Source organism: Pseudomonas cerasi, assembly GCF_900074915.1.
GTDB classification, from domain to species: Bacteria; Pseudomonadota; Gammaproteobacteria; order Pseudomonadales; family Pseudomonadaceae; genus Aquipseudomonas; species Aquipseudomonas cerasi.
Genome location: NZ_LT222319.1, coordinates 3,015,794 through 3,035,521 on the forward strand (window position 1 = coordinate 3,015,794; position 19,728 = coordinate 3,035,521).

Consider the following 19,728-nt stretch of genomic DNA (forward strand, 5'->3'; position numbering starts at 1 on the left):
ATGGTGGCCGGATTTTCGTGCGGGTTCCAGCGAAATGCTTGTCTGTCAGTGTGTTAGCCGATCAACTGCATGTTCTGTGGCAAGTGCTATCAGACTGGCATGACCGACTTGGGCACCAGCGCGCCTGGGTGCTGGATCACGATACTGGCCAGACGATGCCCTGCTTCCGCCGCCTGCAGCGGGTGGTCACCCGTGAGCCGGGCCGCGAGATAGCCGGCACTGAAGGAATCACCCGCAGCCGTGGTATCGACCACACGCTCGACCTTCTGCGCTGCGATGTCGAAACGTTCGCCGCCGGCTTCGACGAGGCAACTCTGCGCGCCACGCTTGACGACGATTTCACCGATGCCGCGCCCGCGATAGGCGGCCAGCAGCTGTTCGCTGTCGGCATAGCCATACAGTGCCTGCTCGTCGTCTTCGGTCAGCAAGGCCAGATCCACATGCTGCAGACACGCACGGTAGGCTTCGCGGGCCTGCTCGACACTGGCCCACAGCCGCGGACGATAGTTGTTGTCGAAGGCGACCCTGACTCCGCGCTGACGCGCACGCGCCAATGCCTCCAGCAGTTTGGCACGCCCCTGCTCGCCAAGAACTGCCAGGGTAATGCCGCTGAAATACAGCACGTCATAGCTGGCCAGCGCTGCCAGGATCGGCTCGGCCGCCGGGGTCATGAAGCAGTCCCGCACGGCAGCTTCGTTGCGCCAGTAGAGAAAGCGCCGCTCACCATTGGCGTCGGTCTGGATGCAGTAGAGCCCCGGCAAGCGTCCGGGCAGGCGCTGCACCTTGCCCAGACCGATGCCCTCGTCCGCCCAGATCCGGCACATCGCGTCGCTGAAGCTGTCGTCACCCAGTGCCGTAACGTAGTCGACCTTGGCCCGCTCACCCAGCAATCGGGAAAGGTAGACCGCCGTATTGAGTGTGTCGCCGCCGAAGCTCTGGCGCAGACTGCCATCGGCATGTTGTTGCAGTTCGATCATGCATTCGCCGATCAGGGCGACCCGTGGAAGGCTCATGTGACGATACTCCTGCAAATACTTTGACTAGAAATATGTACTGAAAGACTCGATCACGCGCAGGTCATTATCCACCAGGCAACCTGAACGCCACTTGTCGAACGTCAGACACGGGTGCGAGGTGCCGAAGGAAATGATATCGCCGACCTTCAACTCGCATCCGGGTGCGACCGTCATGAACGCGTGCTGGTCCATAACCGCCGTCACCTTGCAGGCGCTCACATCATCGCCAGCCGATTGCACGCCTGGCTTGTAACGCAGCAGCGGGTTGGGCAACCCGGCGTCGTAGGCAACATCGCGCTTGCCCATGGCAATCACTGCAAAACCCGGTTCCGGCAGGGATTGCACATGCGCCCAGACCTCCAGGGCCGGGCGCAGTGCTTCGCTCAATTCGGCGCGCCGATCCAGCACGCAGCACTGCGCGTCCTTGTAGATGCCGTGGTCATGCACCACATAGCTGCCGGGCCGCAGCACGCTGAGGAAGCGCTCGCGAACAGACTGGGCATCGAAGGCTTCGGCGATCAGGTCATACCAGGCCGAGCCGGAGGCTGTGACGATCGGGCGATCCAGGGCGAAGGCGCCCTTGTCCTGCAGGTCGACAGCCAGGCGCACCAGCGATGCGGCAAAGGCCTTGATGCCTTGGATGGCGTGGTCGCCGTGGATGACGCCCTCGTACCCTTCAATGCCGGTCAATGCCAGCGCCGGCTGTGCCAGAACAGCGTCGGCCAGTGCCAGCACCTGCTCTTCGCTACGGCAGCCGCAACGCCCGCCAGGTACGCCGTATTCGATCATCACGTTCAAACGCAGGCCACGCGCAGCGAAAAACTCGCCCAACGCAGCGACATTGTCCGGATGGTCGACCATGCAGTGAAACTCGAACATGGGATCAGCCAGCATGTCGGCAACGACTGCCATGTTCGGCGCACCGACCAACTGGTTGGCCATCAGCACCCGGCGCACGCCATGCGCATAAGCGGCCTGCGTCTGGACCGCCGTGGCGAGGGTCATGCCCCATGCGCCTGCGTCCAGTTGCCGGCGAAACAGCGCGGGCACCATACTGGTCTTGCCGTGCGGTGCCAGCTCTGCACCGCTGTCGCTGACAAACTGCTGCATCCAGCGAATATTGTGTTGCAGCGCCTGATTATGAATTACCAGTGCGGGCAGGCTGACATCACTGACCAGGCTGTCACCCGGCTGCGCAGTACCCTTGTCCATTACGGCGGTGCTCATCGGTAATCTCCTGCGGTTATTCATTGATACGGCGAGCCAGGCCATTGGCGCTTTCGATCAGCACCCGCCGATAGTCGTCGTAGTGGGTCTTGGCGTCGGCACGCGGCGCGACGATGCACAGCGTGGCGATGCACTGACCGTGTTCGTTGTTCACCGGAGCGGCGAAGCAGTGGGTGAAGGTGTCAGCCACGCTATTGAAGGAAAAGAAGCCCTCCTCGCCGGCCTTGCGGATTTCCCGAAGAAAGGTCTCCAGCGGCAGACGTTCGCCCCCCGGCAGAATGAAGTCGTCGGGGTCGATCAGGTCGATGATCTGCTGATCGCTCAGGTGACTGAGCAACAGACGTCCGGACGCCGTCCATGGGATGGGCGCGTTCTCGCCGATGTCCGAAGAAATCCTGAAATGACGCTCCCCCTCCTTCATCAGCGCCACGGTGTATTTGCGACCATTGAGCAGGCACATCTGCGCAGTTTCCCGCGTCTGGCTGACGATCTCGCACAGGCAGGCCTCGGCCTCGCGAGTGAAATCGAAGTGCCGCAAGTGTGCCTGCCCCAGAAAATACAATTGACGGCCCAGATAGACATGCCCGTCCTTGCCCACCGTCTCCAGAATCCGCCGCTCCAGCAACGATGCCACCAGCTCGTAAACCGTCGATTTGGGGCTGCCGATCCCGCTGGCAATCTCATTGGGGCGCATGGGCCTGGCCTTTTCCTTGAGAAAATCCAGGATATCGAACGCCCGGTCCAGTCCACGTGCCCGGCGCTTGATAGTGTCTTCGGTCATGAGATTCGTTCCTTGGGAAAGCGGCAAGCCAAAAGCCTCAGGTGATCGGGCTTCCGGCTTGCAACGTGTGGCTGCACGTGTGCTATTTGCGCTTGTAGGCAATACAGTCGATTTCGACCTTGCAGTCGACCATCATGCTGGCCTGAACGCAAGCGCGTGCCGGCGCATGCTCGGGTGTGAAGTACTCACCGAATACCTTGTTGAAACTCCAGAAGTCCCGCGGGTCCTCCAGCCATACACCGACCCGGATCACATCCTTGAGCGCATAACCGGCCTCTTCAAGAATTGCGATCAGGTTGCGCATGGTCTGGTGCGTCTGCTCGACGATGCCGCCGACGATGATCTCGCCATCCAGCGCAGGTACCTGGCCGGAAACGTGCAACCAGCCGTCAGCCTCGACGGCGCGAGCGAATGGGCGTGGCTGGCCGCCTCCTGCTGTGCTGCCTGCGCCATAACGGGTAATAGTCATGAGTTTTTCCTTGTCTTGAAGCATTGGACGTAGTGAACGTTTAAAAACGGATGTTCTTGAGAAACTCGCTCAAGCGCGCCGACTTCGGCTGCTCGAACAAGGCCTTGGGTGGCCCCTGCTCTTCGATGCGGCCCTGATTCATGAACACGATCTGGTCCGACACTTCGTAGGCGAAACGCATTTCGTGCGTCACCAGCAGCATGGTCATGCCCTCCTCGGCCAGGTCCTTGATGACGCTCAGCACTTCGCCCACCAGCTCCGGATCGAGTGCCGAAGTGACTTCGTCAAACAACATCAGGCTGGGGTTCATGGCAATGGCGCGTGCAATCGCCACACGCTGCTGCTGCCCGCCGGACAACTGACCGGGGAAGTGATTGCGCCGCTCCAGCAGGCCGACCCGGTCCAGCCACTTTTCGGCCAGCGCAACGGCTTGATCCTTGGGCATCTTCTTGACCTTGAGCAAGCCCAGGGTGACGTTCTGCAAGGCGCTGAGGTGCGGAAACAGGTTGAATTGCTGGAAGGCCATGCCGGTCATTGCCCGGTGTTGCGCGATCAGACGCTCCGGATGGCGGGTGCGCTTGCCGTCTACGTTGCTGTAGCCGATGTCCTGCCCCTCAAGACGGATATGCCCGCCCTGAAACTCTTCCAGCAGGTTGACGCAGCGCAGCAAGGTGGTCTTGCCCGAGCCGCTGGAACCGATCAGGGTCACGACATTGCCTTTCTGCATGCGCAGATCGACACCCTTTAGCACCTCCACTGCGCCGTAGGATTTATGCAGGCCCTCGATGCTGAGCAGCGCCGGGCCGGGGTTATGAGTCTGTGTCATGGCAATGCCACCCGTTTTTCGATTTGCCGCCCAAGAAGCTCGATGGCGTAGTTGATGAGAAAGAACAGGAAACCTGCAAACAGGTAGAACTCCAGGGTCATGAACGTGCGCGCAATCACCTGCTGGGTGCTGAGCAGCAGTTCAGCCACACCGATCACCGAAAGCAGCGTCGACGCCTTGACGATCTCGGTCGAGGAGTTGACCCAGGTCGGCAGGATCTGGCGCATGGCCTGAGGCAGCAACACATAGCGCAGCGACTGGCCGAAGCGCAGACCGATGGCCTTGCCGGCTTCCAGTTGGCCACGGGGAATGGCCTGCAGGGCGCCGCGCACGATTTCCGAAACGTGAGAGCCGCAGAACAGCGTCAGGCCTATTGCGCCGGCCTGAAACGCGCTGATCTGCCAACCCAGCGCCGGCACCATGTAAAAGACCGCCAGCACCAGCACGAACACCGGGGTACCGCGAATCAGATCCACATAGAGCCGGATCGGCAAGCGGGCGAAAAAACCGCCGTAGGTCAGCACCAGACCGGCCAGCATGCCGATCAGCGTACCTGCGGCAATCGCCAGCGCCGAGCACTGGATACTGGTCAGAAAACCGGACCAGAGCACTTCCCGCGCATTCCACAATTCCTGCAACCAGCCAGGGGGTTGATACATGACAGCCTCCTAGCGGCGAATCGCCAGACGTTGTTCGAGGGTGCGCAGAAACAAAGCGATCACGTAGCAGGCCACCACATAGAGCGCTGTGGTCACCAGCCAGGTTTCGATCACCCGGTAGCTTTCGACGTTGATCTTGCGCGCGTAGTAGGTCAGCTCCGGCACGGCAATGGCGGCCGCCAGCGAGGTGTCCTTGAACAGCGAAATGAAGTTGTTGGAGAGCGCCGGCAATACATTGCGCAACATCACCGGCACGATGATATAGGCCCGCACCTGCCATTCACCCAGGCCGATCGCCAGCCCCGCTTCACGCTGCCCTTTATGGATGCTCAGCAGCCCGGCACGGAACACTTCGGTCAGATAGGCACCGGCGTACAGCGACAGCGTGACGATGAATGACGCCAGCTTGTCGAGTCGAATGCCCAGCCCGGGCAACGCGAAGTAGATCAGCAGGATCAACACCAGGATCGGCGTATTGCGTACCACCGTTACATAGATCGACGCGACGATACGCAACGCCTTGTAACGTGACAGCAGCGCAAATGCATTCGCCAGCCCGATCACACAACCAATCGCGATCGAGATCAGGGCCAGTTCCAGGCCAAGGCCCAAACCCGCCAGAAGGCTGGGGAAGTCGCGCCACACGGCATCAAAATTCAATTGGTAATTCATGCTTGCCCGTACCTGGCAGGGAAAGCCCGAGGGCCTGCCCTGCCGCTGAAGGTCAGAGTGGACTTATTTGTATTCCATCGGAAAGCCGATTGCAGGCACCGGCAGATCGACACCGAACCACTGCTTGAAAGACGCCGCGTAAGCCGGAAACTCGACACCGGTCATGGCTTCATGCAACGCGGTGTTGACGAAGTTCAGCCAGTCCTGATCGCCACGCTTGACCGCGCAGGCATAGGTTTGCGGGCTCCAGGCAAAGGCAGGCGAACGGTAGCGACCAGGGTTCTGCACCATCAGGTACTTGACCGAAGACTGATCGGTGGCCGCTGTATCGGCACGCCCGGAGTTGATCGCCTGATACATCAGGTCGACGCTGTCGTACTGATCGACCTTGGCCTTGGGCAGTGCCTGATGCACCAGTTCCTCGGCGTACACGTTTTGCAGGACGGCCACGGTCACATCGTCACCTGCTGCCTTCAGGTCATCGATTTCCTTGTACTTGCTATTGGCAGGCAACAGCAGCGCCACACCCTCGCGGTAGTAGGGCAAGGTGAATGCCACCTGCTGTGCGCGACTGGCGGTAATGGTGATGAACTGGCAGCTGATGTCGACCTTGTCGGTCAGCAGGTTGGGGATACGTGCATCCGAGGACTGCACGACAAATTCCACCTTGCTCGGGTCATTGAACAGGCCTTTGGCGATAATTCTGCCAATGTCGATATCGAAGCCCTGCAACTTGCCGTCCGCGCCCTGAAAGTGCCACGGGGCATTGGTACTGCCCGTGCCTACCACTAGATTGCCACGTTTCAATACTGCATCCAGCTTGCTGCCTTCGGCTGCCTGCACCGTATTGGCCAGCATGAATGAAGCTGAAAGAACAAAGGCACAAGCTTTCACAAAGGAAGGTCCGCGATGCATGACTTAAACTCCGCCGAAGTATTCGTTATTCCGCTATAGCGTATACAGGTATGTAACAACGGAATAGACAGCAGAAAGTGTGCCACAGAGGACGCGCGGAGAACACCGCATGAAAAAGTCGAGATAAATCAACAGACTGGGATTTTGGCTTGAAGCGGAGACGCGGGGGCGCATTGCGCAGGTAACGCTACCGATTGCCATATCTGAGTGCTAGGGCCCCACTCTTGTGCATATGCGCTGTTATCGGGCGTGGAGTATCGACCCGGTCAAGCCCGAAGCATGAGTGGGCGCACGCAACGCGTCCAGAACGGCATTCCCACGCGGGCGCATGGGAATGAGAGGTGTCAGTGTGAAAAGACTTAAAGGCAGGTAGCAATGGCCGCAGAGCGCAATGCGGCCTGAGCATCGCCTTGCGGGGCATAGAACTCAACGGCAGTGGTCGGGCCCTTGCCGCGCACGTCAGCGAAGTAGGTCGACTCAGTGGTAAACACGGTAAAACCGCCGCCGGAGAGGTCATGAAGGAACACGTCAGAGGACGTGCCGAACATGGCTTCGTTCTGCCAGGTCACCTGAATGCACTGGGCAACGGCGGCATCATGCTTGGCGCTCGACAGGACCTTGTAGGGTCCTGCGGCACGTGCAGAACTGGAAGGCGCTGCACACCCGGTCAATAAGGTTGCCGCAATCACCGTCGCGCTTGTCAGAAACAGAAACTTCATGTCATGCCTTCGCTGATAAAAAGCCGATTCTAGCACTGCACAGCGCTATCAACCCTCAGCCAATTGCTCTTCGTATTCCTTCACGTATTCGCCGGCCAGACTCTGTTTCTGCTTTTCGTCGAGCAATTTGCCCGCCATCTGGAAGAACTTCTGCTCTTCTTCTTTCAGGTGGTGGTGCACTTTTTCCGACAATTTTTTCGCAGTGGCCAGCCAGGCCGGGCTCGACATTTCAGTTTCATCGAGCTCTTCCATCATCTCGTCCATCTCATGATGCTCGGAAATGGCGTGACGGCTCAGGTCCACGCCATTGTCGTGGGCCATCAGAGGAATGTAGAAAAACCGTTCTTCGGCCGTTTCGTGGGCCTGCAGTTCTTCCTTGAGCTGTTTGTAGGCCTTCTCGCGCTCGGCGCTGTCGCCACTGGTCTGGATCAGGGCATCAGCGTAGCTGCGTTGACGGTCATGGCTTTCGCGCAGGGCTTCGAAAATATTCAAGGGCGTGTCTCCAGGTCGGCTTCCGGGAGCTGGAAGCATCGTGGACTAGACCCCTGGCGAAGATCAGCAGTTCCACCAAATACTGGCAAATGCCTATCGCGCAATAACGGCAGACTCAAGCAAGCTCGAAAACCACATCCTGAGCGCCCTCCCAAAGCGTCTTCACGCCCAGCTTGCGCAGGTTTTCCTTGCCCTGAGTGATGGTCAGAAAATGGTTGCCCGCCAACTGCCCCATCTTGCTGGCGAAACAGCACGAACCGTAGGCAAGGATAATCTCGGTTTCGCTGTAACCGCCCGGGTAGAAAAGAATGTCGCCCACCGAAGGATGGCTGGTTGCGTTCTCGAAACCGATCAATGCGTCATCCAGCTTGAGCTGATAATCATCCAGCGGCACCCAGCAGCCCTCGCCGCTCCAGCGTACATGGATGAATTTCTGCCGATAAGGCAGCAGCTTGAGAAACGCTTCCACCGTTTGCGGCGCGTCCGGATGGGTTTCGGCGAGAAACTCGTATCCGCCCGCGGTGATTTTGATGGTGGTCACTTCAACGACTCCTTAACAGACAACAAGGCTCAGAATGGTGCCCAAGGATAAAAGCGAGCCCGACAAGCCGTCACGGAGTTCCGTTACGCCCATACAGAAGGTAGCCGGAGCGATGGCTCAGGCGTTCGTAATACGCATTGACGGCGGGCAGGTCGGGATGCTCGAGAGGCGTCTCGAACCAGCGATTGACTGAAAGACCGATGGGGATGTCAGCCAGGGTAAAACGCTCGCCGCAGACATAGGCGCCAGTCTTTTCCAGTTGCCTGTCGAGTATTTGCATATGCCTGGCCCACTGGGCACAGGAAGCGGCTATGGCGACAGGGTCCTGGTGCTCGCTCGAGCGTCGCACCAGTGACATGAAGGCATAGCTCCATGATCTGTTCAGATCCGAGCCTTGCCAGTCGATCCACTGATCGGCCTGCGCTCTGGCACGTGGATCCAGCGGATAAACAGCGTCGCCAGCATAACGGTTGGCCAGATAGCGAACGATGCTGTTGGACTCCCAAAGCACGAAGTCATCATCCACGATAACCGGCACCATGGCATTCGGGTTGAGCGCGACAAACTCGTCCGTGTTGGCAGGTTTGAAGCCTGACCCCCAGTCTTCCTGAGTGAAGGGTATCTTCAGTTCCTCGCAGGTCCAGAGTACTTTTCGTACGTTGATCGAGGAGGTCTTGCCCAGTATGCGCAGCATTCAGCGTCCTTGTTGCACAGCAACGTCGTGTCAGTCAGTGGTCATCAGCGATTTGGCAAACAAGTGATTCTCATGTGTCTCGCCCTGAAACACATAGTGCGGAGCACCTTTCAATTCATAGCCTTGACGAGGGTAAAACGCCAGCGCGCGCGGGTTGCCAACCCAGACCGTCGCCCATAATAGCGAGGCGTGACGGCTTGTTGCACGCCGCTCGGCGGCTTCGAGTAACAGCCGCCCTGCTCCACGCCCTGTAAAACGTTCCTGCACATAGAGCCGTTGCAACTCGGCAGCGGTCGATACGCCCAGCATTGCATGATCGGTGCGCAACGCGACCTGAGCAAAGCCAATCAAATGCCCTTGCGACTCCGCAACGATGATCAATGTCGTCGGCTCGATGAGCAGTTGTGCGAAGTTCGCAGGCGAGAAAGCTTCCAGCGCTTCGCGGGCGATGGATTGTCGAATGCCCTGCGTTGCGTAGGTGTCGAGAAAAACCTGCATGCCGAGCGCCGCAAGGCACGACGCGTCCGCAGAGGCAGCATCACGCAGGGTAATGGTCATTGAAGAGGGAGTGATCATCAGACGGTGGATTCCCGGCGTCAGGTAGACAGATGGCGGAATCATACCTGACACAAGGATCGGCCCGGCAGCAGGACCGGGCCGTCACTTCAGACGCAGCAGCTCGTTATCAGCGGCCGGTCATGAGCGATTGCAGTTTGGACTGGGCTTGTTGCGCGTTCTTGCCCTGCTCATTCAGCTCTTGCAGCAGTTTGTTGAGCTCGGTTTGTACCACCGGGTCCTTGACGGTGATCGTCGAACCCGAGATATCGATCTGCGATTTGTGCGCGTCCACATAATCGGCAACCTTCAGGCCACTGGAAAAGGTGCCCTTTATCTGCGGCAGCACTTCACGGAAGGTGTTGGCGGGTACGCTGACAGTTCGGTCGTAGGCCCTGTCGTAAACCACCTTCAGGTCTTCTGGCTGCTTGAGTTTCGCACGTGCCGCGTCTGCCTTGCCCTGCTCGATGGTCAGCTTTTCGCCCACTTCATCGAGTCCCGTCTGCACGGCGGCCAGGTCTGCACGGCGTTGAATGACATCGCTGACCGAATGAAAGGAGCCTTTCTGCATCAAGCCGGCGAGTGGCTGCACCGCAGTGTCCATGCCCGCGCCGAAGTCGGAGATGACCGCGTAGTGCGAGGTGTAGTCACCAAAGGCTTTCTTTTCTTCATCCGTCAGCTTGGGCACATGCACGCCCGGCTTGTCGACAATTCGGGTTTGCAGGAACTGAGTGAACGCAGTGCGCTGCTCGGGCTCCTTGTCTCCGCAGCCAGCCAGGAACAGGGGTAAAGCGACAGCCAGCAGCAAAGCTGGACGGAAAAGGGACTTCATGTCAGTAACCTCCGGGATCATAAGAATGCACGTTCACAGGCCACGCCTGCTGAACGCGAGCGTGCTTATAGTCTCGTCATCGCCTCATCTAGTTCCACGACGGCATTGAAGATACTTGTCGGAATGCCAGCTGACCGTTGAGGGTTTCGGGTGATGGGCGGTGCAAACGTCACGCGGTGCGAGCCCTTCGAAGAGCAGCAGGATGCCTGTCGAACCCGGTTTCAGATAAATATCGCGCGTAGCTTCAGCGCGTCATCCTGGCAAAGTCGGCGCGCGACCGGACTGGTTCGGCGGAAGGAAACCGGGCATCTGCGCCCGGATCGTGCGTACGTCTGCGTGGCGCCGGGTCCTCTCTTGAAGCCATTGCGGGAAAGTTCCTTAACATTTCTTCATGAGGTGAAACGTTTCAGCGACTAGTCTTCAACGGACCGACAAAGTGACAACAGGAGTCAATCACTATGTTTGCACACGAAGGGCTGGGTCTGATCCTTGTCTCCATCGTCTTTCTGCTCGGAGCGATTGCGATGTTCATTCACCCTTTCCATGCGCTGGGAAGCTGGTTCAGGAGGAAAAAGCAGGAAAGGAAATCCGACTAACCGTCAACACGCACCAGAAATGGCGGGCCCGGTGATCACCGGGCCTTGCAGAAAAAACCTTTTGTGACCGACTTCGTCCAACTTACCCTCTGCAAATGTATCGTCCTGATACATATTTCGATCTTCTCGCTGCGCATCTAAAGTACAGAATATTTTGCCAGAAACAGAAGCCGATACAGTCGCCATCAAGTAGTGGCTAATCAATATTAAATCAATATCACCGACCTGACCTTACATCCGAAAACCATCTAGTGAATAATGCGTTTCGTGAATCGGCGCCCGTGCTATGTAGCCAGTTGTTTCCAGTGTGATACTCTTTTTAGACCCTTTGATGTTGAATTACTGGCCACCAGCCAATAACATCCTGCGCAATATGTCCCAACTAATTTGCCACTAGTGCCTACAGGGTAGTCATGACTAGTCAATCAATTAATTCGACGCGCTACCTACGCAATGCTGTTGACGAGCACATGCCTGAGCCGACGCGCGTGCTTGATTTCAGTACATGCAGGGGCACTAAAAAAGGGCCGGTCTTCCTGATTGGCTCTGGGAAGTCAGCGAAGGATTTCCCGATCGAAGAGTTCTCGCACATCCCCATGATCACCATGAACGGCGCGTTCTCGATGTTCGCAGGCACGAACATCAAACCGTTGTTCTACGTCTGCTCCGACAGGGATTTCCCCAACCAGCAGCCTGAGCTGTTCGCCGCTGCAATGCGCTCCAGCGAGAATGTAGGCCTTTGGGAAGATCAGTTTCGCGGCGACATTCCCAGACCTTCCGGACGCGCTTATGCACTGAAGAAATCGCCCAGATTGTCGACGGTTGCAGCGCTGTGCTCCCGGGAAAATGCACTGGTCAGAAAACTTTCGTTATGGAGTAGCAGAAGCCGGGATATCGGCTTCAGCAAGAATCTGGAACTTGGTTTTTTCGACGCCCGAACGGTCATGTATCTGGCGCTGCAACTGTCCTATCACCTTGGTTTCGACGACGTCTTTCTGGTCGGTTTCGACATGAATCAGTCCGTGGGCCGGTTCTATGAATCATCCAGCGACAATTGCTCACCCTGCGGTCTGGATCAGCATTACGAATCAAGAATTCTTCCTTCGCTGGAGCTGATGTCGAAACAAGTCGTCGGGAGCGACTTCCAGGTATTCAATGTTTCCGAGAGCTCGCGAGTACCGCATGAGGTCATTCCCAAGTTGAGCCTTGATGAAGTTCGCCATAAAGTCAGTTGCGCACTTCAAGGATAGCACTTCGCCACTACAGAGAGCGTCGCCTGCAATGCACCTGTTTATCTTGAGGCATCCGCAGTTGCCCGCGGCGAAGGGTGCTGAAACGGGCGCCAGCCCTGCCCCGAACCGTTAAACTCGGCAATCCTCTGCCGTCCACCATGTCACTGCCGCCCGACCTATGCGACAATGCGCGCCAATGTCTGGCGTGAACCCCCACATTCATATCCCGGCAACGCAGTCGTGGCAGGCTGCCGTTGCGGTAGACGTATGCCCGTTGGGTCAGCTCATGCTCGGACGGAGCGGACTGAACAGCTTGGGTGGGGTCCTGAACACCACACCCCTGACGCCAGCGCTCCCCCGGTTATTGCCCACGTTATTGATAGGTAAAGTAATTGATCTCCACAGCTAACATCACCATGCAGTTCGGCCCCAAACCCTTGTTCGAGAATGTCTCGGTCAAGTTTGGCGCCGGTAACCGTTACGGCCTGATTGGCGCGAACGGCTGCGGCAAGTCCACGTTCATGAAAATCCTCGGTGGCGACCTCGAGCCTTCGGGTGGGCAGGTGATGCTGGAGCCGAACGTGCGTCTGGGTAAGCTGCGCCAGGATCAGTTCGCCTATGAAGAGTTCACGGTGCTCGACACCGTGATCATGGGTCACGAAGAGCTGTGGAAGGTCAAGGCCGAGCGCGACCGCATCTATTCTCTGCCGGAAATGAGTGAAGATGACGGCATGGCCGTTGCCGAGCTGGAAACCGAGTTTGCGGAAATGGACGGTTACACCGCCGAGTCCCGCGCCGGTGAACTGCTGCTGGGTCTGGGTATCGGCATCGAACAGCACAATGGTCCGATGAGCGAAGTATCGCCGGGCTGGAAGCTGCGCGTTCTGCTCGCTCAGGCACTGTTCTCCGATCCGGAAGTACTGCTGCTCGACGAACCGACCAACCACCTGGACATCAACACCATTCGCTGGCTGGAAAACATCCTGACCCAACGTAACAGCCTGATGATCATCATCTCCCACGACCGTCACTTCCTGAACAGCGTGTGCACGCACATGGCCGACCTGGATTACGGCGAGCTGCGTCTGTTCCCGGGCAACTATGACGAGTACATGACCGTGGCGACCCAGTCCCGCGAGCAGTTGCTGTCCGACAACGCCAAGAAGAAAGCGCAGATTTCCGAACTGCAATCGTTCGTCAGCCGCTTCTCGGCCAACGCCTCGAAAGCCAAGCAGGCCACCTCCCGGGCCAAGGCGATCGACAAGATCCAGCTGGCCGAGGTCAAGCCCTCCAGCCGTGTTAGCCCGTTCATTCGTTTCGAACAGACCAAGAAGCTGCACCGCCAGGCGGTCATCGTTGATCGCATGGCCAAAGGCTTCGACGGCAAGACCCTGTTCAAGGACTTCAGCTTCCAGGTCGAAGCCGGCGAACGCGTGGCAATCATCGGTCCGAACGGCATCGGCAAGACCACCCTGCTGCGCACGCTGGTCAACGAGCTGCAAGCGGATGCCGGCACGGTCAAGTGGACCGATGCGGCGGAAATCGGCTATTACGCTCAGGATCATGCTCACGATTTCGAGGATGACTCCACCCTGTTCGACTGGATGGGTCAGTGGACCCAGGGCGGCGAGCAACTGGTACGTGGCACCCTGGGCCGCATGCTGTTCTCCAACGACGAGATCCTCAAGTCGGTGAAGGTGATTTCCGGTGGTGAACAGGGCCGCATGCTGTTCGGCAAACTGATCCTGCAAAAGCCCAACGTGCTGGTGATGGACGAACCGACCAACCACCTGGACATGGAATCCATCGAGTCGCTGAACCTGGCGCTGGAAAACTATCCAGGCACACTGATTTTCGTCAGTCACGACCGCGAGTTCGTGTCCTCGCTGGCTACCCGCATCATCGAACTCAGCCCAAGCGGCGTGGTCGATTTCAGCGGCACCTATGACGACTACCTGCGCAGCCAGGGCGTTTCGTTCTAAGCCTGTCAGCCTGCAATAGCAAAAAGCCCTGTCTTGTGACAGGGCTTTTTGGTTTCAGAGCGCTTATTCGCTCGGCTGGCTGAGCATTTCAATCCACAGCGCACCCTTGCCCGAAGGCGCTTCGCCGACCCGTTGCAAGGCACCCTTCTCGTCGATGGCGTAGCTGCCGACCTTGTCGCTTTTCTCGCCACTCACCAGCAACCAACGTCCATTGGGCGACACCGCGATGTTGCGCGGCTGCTTTTCCTGAACGGGATAATTTTCAACGAACGTCACTTTGCCGCTGGTGGGATCAACGTTGAACACCGACACGCTGCTGCTGGTGCGCTCGCTGATGAACAGCCATTTGCCGTTCGGCGCGAGGCGAATATCCGCAGCCCAGATACGCGGCGTCGGGTCATCCTTGAGATCGTTGTTGCGCGCATCACGGGCCTGCCCCGGTGCCAGGTTCAAGCGTTTGGGAATACCGTCTGCCTGACTGGTCTGCTTCAACGCACCGGTTTTCTGATTGATCGCGAAGGCCGTGACGGTGCCACTCATTTCACCGACGACATACAGAAACTTGCCATCGGACGAAAAGGTCAGGTGGCGTGGGCCGGTGTTGTCGGGAACGACGACGTAGCCCTCGCCGATGGGCACAAGCTTGCCGTCCTTGGGCTCCAGGCGGTATTGCAGCACACGATCGACGCCCAGGTTACCGGCGTACACAAACCGGTTGCTCGGATCGGTGCGCACCGAATGCGCGTGCATGCCGGTCTTGTAAGTCTGAATGCTGTCGCTCGGGCGGTGCTGCGCGTCGATGGGCTGGACGCTGAGCAAGTCGGCGCCATAGGACGCACCAAACAGGAAGCGTCCGCTGCGATCGGTAGACAGGTAGGCCAGACTCTCGGCCAGCGGCGCCTGACTGAGGGGTTTGAGGTGCCCGGTGCCAGGCTCGATGCTGAAACTCAGCACCTGATAGGGTTTGGCGCGCAGCGCGGCGAATAACGCTTTGCCATCCGGCGTGATGGCCATCGGATTGACCTGATCACCTGCCTTGGTCTGCTCGACCAGGCTGAGCGCCCCGCTCTGCTCATCGAGACGGTATTGAGAGATCAGCCCATCGATGGGGCTGGAAATGTAGGCGAAGGTGGCTGCCTGGGCGCTCAGGCCGAATGAACAAACAACCGCAGCGGCCAGCAACAGAATATTTTTCATGACAAACCTTTTTATTATTGTGATGTGATCAGTCATCCTATGAGTATCTCCTCACAACGGCAACTGTCTGATAAGCAGCCGCATAATACCGTTAGCCTGCTTTCATTTATCCACGACGCACGCCATGATGGGGCACTCCCACCGCCTGCCAGCGAAGAGTCCAATGCCTGCCGCACAACCCGGTTCCATGACGATTACGCTGCAGATCGTCTCTATCGTCTTTTACACGTTCATCGCCTTCCTGTGCATCGGCCTGCCTATTGCGGTGTTGCCCGGCTATGTTCATGACCAGCTCGGTTTCAGCCCGCTGATTGCCGGCCTGACCATCGCCTCGCAGTACCTCGCCACCCTGCTCAGCCGGCCTTTCGCCGGCCGTGCGACAGATACGCTGGGCAGCAAGCGCTCCATCGTATTCGGGCTCTGGGGCATCGTCATCAGTGGCAGCATGACCTTGCTGGCCACACTGCTGCACGAGTTTGCCACGCTGAGCCTGTCAATTCTCATCGTCGCGCGGCTGTTCCTCGGCGTCTCTCAAGGGCTTATCGGGGTCGGCACCATCAGTTGGTGCATCGGCAAGGTCGGCCCGGAGCACACTGCCCGCTCAATCTCGTGGAACGGTATCGCGTCCTATGGGGCGATTGCCATCGGTGCACCGCTGGGCGTAGTGGTCATCGATAGCATTGGTTTCAACAGCCTGGGTATTGCCCTGATGGTGATGGCAGGTCTGGCGCTGAGGCTGATTCGCGACAAGCCTTCGGTGCCCATTATTGTCGGTGAGCGCCTGCCCTACTGGTCGGTATTCGGCCGGATCGCACCCTATGGTCTGGGCCTGACGCTATCGTCGATCGGCTATGGCACGCTGACCACCTTCATCACCCTGTTCTATCTGAATCGTGGCTGGGAAGGCGCGGCCTATTGCCTGAGCATGTTTGGTGTGTGCTTTATCCTCGCCCGCCTGCTGTTCATCGGTGCCATCAACCGGCTGGGCGGCTACAACGCGGCCATTGTGTGCATGGCGGTAGAGATCTGCGGGCTGTTGATGCTCTGGCTTTCGTCGAGCAGCGGCTTTCGTCGAGCAGCGGCGTTGCCCTTGCAGGGGCCGGATTGACCGGCATGGGGCTGTCGCTGGTCTACCCGGCGCTCGGCGTAGAAGCCATCAAGCGCGTACCCACCCCTAGCCGCGGCGCAGGCCTGAGCGCCTACGCAGTGTTCTTTGACCTGGCATTGGCAATCGCAGATCCGGTGATGGGCGCGATTGCCTTGGGCCAGGGTTATGACTGGATATTTTTTTACGCTGCCCTGCTATCGGTTTGCGCGCTGGCCCTGACAATCTGGTTGTCGCGGCGCACCGCTCGACTTGAGTAAATCGCCCTCGACAGTGGCTTTGCCGCATAAGCTTTTCGGTTGTAGTTCCAATAGTTAGTAGATAAAGCTTAAATTCTGCCATCGGTCGGTCAACTTCTTGACGCACTCAGCAACGACTTCTTGACTTGATACTGCGAGCCTCGAAACAGGCTTGCAAAGCGATTGTCAGCCGCCTTGGCGTGACGCCGCTTTGCGTAGCAGTCAGGCACCTCGATCCCTCTCGATTGCCTCCGCCTCCCTGCTGCCAGCCTGGACGGGAGTGCTGTCATGAAAATCCGTTGTGTCCATCTTTACCAGCCCTACAACGTGCTACCGGTAGTGATACTGGCAATCATCCCTTCCTGGGCCGAAGGTGCCTGCAGCCTTTCCTCCTTGTCTGCGACAGCGGCAGCAGCGGGCCGTTTAGCGCGCTGAGCGGTGACCACGTGCTGATATTTCCGGCCGGCGGAACGGGCACCGTGTCCGGCAATATCCTGTTCGGTCCAGGAATGGACAGCGTGGACATGCAGTCGGGGCGCATTCTGGGCAACGTCACCCAAGCGGCCGGAATCGACCGTTTCACACTCTCCGCAGGTGAGGTCAGCGGCGATCTGAACCAGGGCGATGATCCCGACGATTTTGTCATGAGCGGCGGCACGCTGAGCGCTCTGGCCCAGGGGGATGGGCGGGATACCTTTCTGATGACGGACGGCACCATCACCCGCGCGTTCGAGGATGGTGACGTGGCGGTGATGACCGGTGGCAGCATCGGTCGCGTGGACATGAAGCTGGACAACAATGTATTCGAGATGTCCGGTGGCACCATCATCAACAACCTGGTCACCGGCTTTGGCCGGGACACGATCACCTTGTCGGGCGGCATTGTTGGCGGCAACGTCAGCGTCAGTGGCGGCGACGACCAGATCACCCTCAGCGGCGGCGAGATTCGCGGCGAAGTTCGCACCAGCGTTGGCAATGACAACTTCAACTGGCTGAACGGCGGTTACGCACGCAGCAACGTGTTGATGGCCGACGGCAACGATACGGCACGCCTGTACAACCTGAGCGAATACTACCTGAGCGCCAACCCGCTGCTCGACGGCGGCCCGGGCAACGACGTGTTGACCTTCGATAACACTGTATCGTCGCAGCCGGGTCGTTATGCTAACTGGGAAACGATCAATGTGAGCAACGGCTCGCAGTTGAATCTGGCCGGCAAGCTGGTCCTTGGTGACAACGTGAGTAACACAGGCGTTCTGAACATCGATTCCACCAGCACATTGATCTCGACTTCGGGCAGTATTCTCCCCTTCAACGCCGGATCCCTTGCGTCACTGGAGAATGCGGGAACGCTGGACGTCAGCGATGCAGGCCGTTCGCTCACTGGCACATTGACGGTGACCGGTAATTACACCGGCCAGAACGGACGGCTGCTGTTACTCTCGGCACTGGGCGATGATGCATCCGCCAGCGACCGACTGGTGGTTGCACAGGGTCGTATCAGTGGGTTTACGCGCATGATCGTCAGCAACTCGGGTGGGCTGGGCGCCCTGACCCGTGGCAACGGCATTGAAGTGGTACAAACCATCAACGGTGCAACCAGCGATAGCGGCGCCTTTTCGTTGCAAAATCCGCTGTCTGCAGGCGCTTATCAGTATTACCTGTTCAAGGGCGGCGCCACTGCCGGCTCGGAGAACAGCTGGTTCCTGCGCTCTGCGGTGATTGCTCCGCCAACGCCAGCGCCTGTCGAGCCCACCCCAGAACCGGCACAGCCAACGCCACTGCCAACACCTGTTCCTGTTCCCGAGCCGACACCTACACCGCAGCCTGAACCTGCTCCCGAACCTGCACCCACGCCACAACCTGTACCTGCCCCTCCCCCAAACCCTGAGCCTGAGCCTGAGCCGAACAGCCCACCCCCTGTCCTGCCAGCAGCCACACTGCCGGTGCCTGCCATTGGAACCCCGCCACTACCTGAACCCGTTCGTGGAGCCGCGCCCATCGCGCTGTACCGACCCGAGGTCGCCAATTACTCCGTCCTGGCGCCAACTGCTGCGGTACTCGCGGTGAGTTCACTGGGCACCTTTCATGAGCGTCAGGGTGATCAAGCCCTGCTGACACAAAACGGCGCGACGTCGGCAGGCTGGGCACGCGTGTTCGGCAGTGACTTCAGGCAACGCTGGTCCGGAGACGTGAGGCCTGGCCTGGACGCTTCATTCAAGGGTTATCAGATTGGCCATGACCTGTATGCCTGGCAACAGGACAGCGGACAGACTCAGCGCGTCGGCCTGTTCGTCGCGCATAACCGTCTGGACGGCAAGGTGAAGGGGTTTGCAGACGGTTTCAGCGACTACGAAACAGGGCGTCTGAAACTGCAGGGAGAAAGCCTGGGCGCTTACTGGACGCTGACCACACCGAGTGGCGGATACGTCGACGCAGTAGCGATGGGCACACGCCTGGATGGCCGCAGCCGCTCTGTCAGGGGCATCGGTGTCGACACTGAAGGCCACGTCATGAGCCTGTCCGTCGAGACAGGTTATCCGCTGCCGCTTTCACAGCGCTGGGTTGCAGAGCCGCAGTTACAGATCATCTACCAACGCGTAGACCTGCAGGATCAGGATGACGGCATTGCCCATCTCGGGTTCGACAGTCAGGCCTACACTACAGGGCGCATCGGCGTGCGTTTCAAGGGACGCTATCAATTGAGCAGCGTACCGATAGAGCCCTATCTGCGGGCCAACCTTTGGCACACCAAAGACGGCCATGACACGCTGACCTTCGATCACGCAGAGCAGATAAAAACCGCGCATCGATCAACGACGGGCAGTATTGGCGCAGGGATGATAGCGACATTGAGCAGCAACGCCAGTCTGCACTGGAGCGCTGATTACCTTGGCGATCTGAACGAGCGTGGAGCGGAGGGAGTGAACACCAGCCTGGGGCTCAGGCTGGTGTGGTAACGCGACCATCAACGCGGGG

The 19,728-nt window shown here is 58.7% G+C and carries 18 protein-coding genes and 2 pseudogenes; 5 read left to right on the forward strand and 15 right to left on the reverse strand.

Annotation, left to right across the window (positions count from 1 at the left end; all coding sequences use genetic code 11):
• Nucleotides 1-89: 89 nt before the first annotated feature.
• The 14 genes from kdgK to PCPL58_RS15980 form a co-directional block, all read right to left on the reverse strand.
• Nucleotides 90-1,013, reverse strand: a complete 924-nt coding sequence (gene kdgK, locus PCPL58_RS15915) for a 2-dehydro-3-deoxygluconokinase (RefSeq protein ID WP_054081459.1) — start codon at nt 1,011-1,013, stop codon at nt 90-92.
• Nucleotides 1,014-1,040: 27 nt separating this feature from the next.
• On the reverse strand, nt 1,041-2,243 hold the full coding sequence (locus PCPL58_RS15920) for an amino acid deaminase (protein ID WP_065349882.1): 1,203 nt from the start codon (nt 2,241-2,243) through the stop codon (nt 1,041-1,043).
• A gap of 16 nt (nt 2,244-2,259) precedes the next feature.
• Entirely contained in the window at nt 2,260-3,024 is a 765-nt protein-coding gene (locus PCPL58_RS15925; protein ID WP_044308177.1) for an IclR family transcriptional regulator, read from the reverse strand.
• 82 nt (nt 3,025-3,106) lie between these two features.
• Nucleotides 3,107-3,493: a RidA family protein gene (locus tag PCPL58_RS15930; protein WP_003369497.1), complete on the reverse strand. Its 387-nt coding sequence runs from the start codon at nt 3,491-3,493 to the stop codon at nt 3,107-3,109.
• A 40-nt stretch (nt 3,494-3,533) separates the two neighbouring features.
• A complete protein-coding gene (locus PCPL58_RS15935) occupies nt 3,534-4,319 on the reverse strand; it encodes an amino acid ABC transporter ATP-binding protein (protein WP_003345505.1) in 786 nt (261 codons plus the stop codon).
• The gene (locus tag PCPL58_RS15940; RefSeq protein WP_003434088.1) at nt 4,316-4,978 is read right to left on the reverse strand and encodes an amino acid ABC transporter permease; all 663 of its coding nucleotides are present in this window, start codon (nt 4,976-4,978) and stop codon (nt 4,316-4,318) included. The genes PCPL58_RS15935 and PCPL58_RS15940 overlap by 4 nt, the downstream gene beginning before the upstream one ends.
• A gap of 9 nt (nt 4,979-4,987) precedes the next feature.
• Nucleotides 4,988-5,650 (reverse strand): amino acid ABC transporter permease, encoded by a 663-nt coding sequence (locus tag PCPL58_RS15945; RefSeq protein WP_065349883.1) that lies wholly within the window; start codon nt 5,648-5,650, stop codon nt 4,988-4,990.
• Nucleotides 5,651-5,713: 63 nt separating this feature from the next.
• Complete coding sequence (locus PCPL58_RS15950; protein WP_065349884.1) at nt 5,714-6,565, reverse strand: transporter substrate-binding domain-containing protein; 852 nt, start codon at nt 6,563-6,565, stop codon at nt 5,714-5,716.
• Between the two features lie 359 nt (nt 6,566-6,924).
• On the reverse strand, nt 6,925-7,284 hold the full coding sequence (locus PCPL58_RS32105; RefSeq protein ID WP_065349885.1) for a 2-oxoacid ferredoxin oxidoreductase: 360 nt from the start codon (nt 7,282-7,284) through the stop codon (nt 6,925-6,927).
• A gap of 48 nt (nt 7,285-7,332) precedes the next feature.
• Entirely contained in the window at nt 7,333-7,776 is a 444-nt protein-coding gene (locus PCPL58_RS15960) for a hemerythrin domain-containing protein (protein ID WP_003369485.1), read from the reverse strand.
• Nucleotides 7,777-7,891: 115 nt separating this feature from the next.
• Entirely contained in the window at nt 7,892-8,317 is a 426-nt protein-coding gene (locus tag PCPL58_RS15965) for a DUF3830 family protein (protein WP_044308181.1), read from the reverse strand.
• Between the two features lie 70 nt (nt 8,318-8,387).
• On the reverse strand, nt 8,388-9,011 hold the full coding sequence (locus tag PCPL58_RS15970) for a glutathione S-transferase family protein (RefSeq protein WP_003369480.1): 624 nt from the start codon (nt 9,009-9,011) through the stop codon (nt 8,388-8,390).
• A gap of 30 nt (nt 9,012-9,041) precedes the next feature.
• A complete protein-coding gene (locus PCPL58_RS15975) occupies nt 9,042-9,587 on the reverse strand; it encodes a GNAT family N-acetyltransferase (RefSeq protein WP_065351065.1) in 546 nt (181 codons plus the stop codon).
• 109 nt (nt 9,588-9,696) lie between these two features.
• Nucleotides 9,697-10,398 carry a DUF3053 domain-containing protein gene (locus tag PCPL58_RS15980; RefSeq protein WP_065349886.1) on the reverse strand — a complete coding sequence of 234 codons (702 nt, stop codon included), beginning with the start codon at nt 10,396-10,398 and terminating at the stop codon, nt 9,697-9,699.
• Between the two features lie 458 nt (nt 10,399-10,856).
• Between PCPL58_RS15980 and PCPL58_RS31535 the strand changes: the two genes are divergently transcribed.
• The 3 genes from PCPL58_RS31535 (at nt 10,857) to PCPL58_RS15995 (ending at nt 14,208) form a co-directional block, all read left to right on the forward strand.
• On the forward strand, nt 10,857-10,994 hold the full coding sequence (locus PCPL58_RS31535; protein ID WP_003369471.1) for a hypothetical protein: 138 nt from the start codon (nt 10,857-10,859) through the stop codon (nt 10,992-10,994).
• 413 nt (nt 10,995-11,407) lie between these two features.
• Entirely contained in the window at nt 11,408-12,244 is an 837-nt protein-coding gene (locus PCPL58_RS15990; RefSeq protein WP_065349887.1) for a lipopolysaccharide biosynthesis protein, read from the forward strand.
• Between the two features lie 374 nt (nt 12,245-12,618).
• On the forward strand, nt 12,619-14,208 hold the full coding sequence (locus PCPL58_RS15995) for an ABC-F family ATPase (protein WP_003434092.1): 1,590 nt from the start codon (nt 12,619-12,621) through the stop codon (nt 14,206-14,208).
• Nucleotides 14,209-14,271: 63 nt separating this feature from the next.
• Here the strand turns inward: PCPL58_RS15995 and PCPL58_RS16000 are convergent, their stop codons facing one another.
• Nucleotides 14,272-15,405 carry a lactonase family protein gene (locus PCPL58_RS16000; RefSeq protein ID WP_065349888.1) on the reverse strand — a complete coding sequence of 378 codons (1,134 nt, stop codon included), beginning with the start codon at nt 15,403-15,405 and terminating at the stop codon, nt 14,272-14,274.
• Nucleotides 15,406-15,568: 163 nt separating this feature from the next.
• On the opposite strand from PCPL58_RS16000, the pseudogene PCPL58_RS16005 reads away from it, so the two are divergent.
• Together PCPL58_RS16005 and PCPL58_RS16010 are read left to right on the forward strand one after the other, a co-directional pair.
• Nucleotides 15,569-16,770: pseudogene (locus PCPL58_RS16005) on the forward strand (MFS transporter).
• Nucleotides 16,771-17,037: 267 nt separating this feature from the next.
• Nucleotides 17,038-19,709 (forward strand): annotated as a pseudogene (locus PCPL58_RS16010) (autotransporter family protein).
• The last annotated feature ends 19 nt before the right edge of the window (nt 19,710-19,728 follow it).

Bases quoted from the DNA above. Each gene is read 5' to 3' on its own strand.
- PCPL58_RS15975 (WP_065351065.1), bottom strand. From the start codon at position 9,587: ATGATCACTCCCTCTTCAATGACCATTACCCTGCGTGATGCTGCCTCT.
- PCPL58_RS15950 (WP_065349884.1), bottom strand. From the start codon at position 6,565: ATGCATCGCGGACCTTCCTTTGTGAAAGCTTGTGCCTTTGTTCTTTCA.
- PCPL58_RS15970 (WP_003369480.1), bottom strand. From the start codon at position 9,011: ATGCTGCGCATACTGGGCAAGACCTCCTCGATCAACGTACGAAAAGTA.
- PCPL58_RS15945 (WP_065349883.1), bottom strand. From the start codon at position 5,650: ATGAATTACCAATTGAATTTTGATGCCGTGTGGCGCGACTTCCCCAGC.
- kdgK (WP_054081459.1), bottom strand. From the start codon at position 1,013: ATGAGCCTTCCACGGGTCGCCCTGATCGGCGAATGCATGATCGAACTG.
- PCPL58_RS16000 (WP_065349888.1), bottom strand. From the start codon at position 15,405: ATGAAAAATATTCTGTTGCTGGCCGCTGCGGTTGTTTGTTCATTCGGC.
- PCPL58_RS32105 (WP_065349885.1), bottom strand. From the start codon at position 7,284: ATGAAGTTTCTGTTTCTGACAAGCGCGACGGTGATTGCGGCAACCTTA.
- PCPL58_RS15930 (WP_003369497.1), bottom strand. From the start codon at position 3,493: ATGACTATTACCCGTTATGGCGCAGGCAGCACAGCAGGAGGCGGCCAG.
- PCPL58_RS15980 (WP_065349886.1), bottom strand. From the start codon at position 10,398: ATGAAGTCCCTTTTCCGTCCAGCTTTGCTGCTGGCTGTCGCTTTACCC.
- PCPL58_RS15990 (WP_065349887.1), top strand. From the start codon at position 11,408: ATGACTAGTCAATCAATTAATTCGACGCGCTACCTACGCAATGCTGTT.
- PCPL58_RS15925 (WP_044308177.1), bottom strand. From the start codon at position 3,024: ATGACCGAAGACACTATCAAGCGCCGGGCACGTGGACTGGACCGGGCG.
- PCPL58_RS31535 (WP_003369471.1), top strand. From the start codon at position 10,857: ATGTTTGCACACGAAGGGCTGGGTCTGATCCTTGTCTCCATCGTCTTT.
- PCPL58_RS15920 (WP_065349882.1), bottom strand. From the start codon at position 2,243: ATGAGCACCGCCGTAATGGACAAGGGTACTGCGCAGCCGGGTGACAGC.
- PCPL58_RS15940 (WP_003434088.1), bottom strand. From the start codon at position 4,978: ATGTATCAACCCCCTGGCTGGTTGCAGGAATTGTGGAATGCGCGGGAA.
- PCPL58_RS15935 (WP_003345505.1), bottom strand. From the start codon at position 4,319: ATGACACAGACTCATAACCCCGGCCCGGCGCTGCTCAGCATCGAGGGC.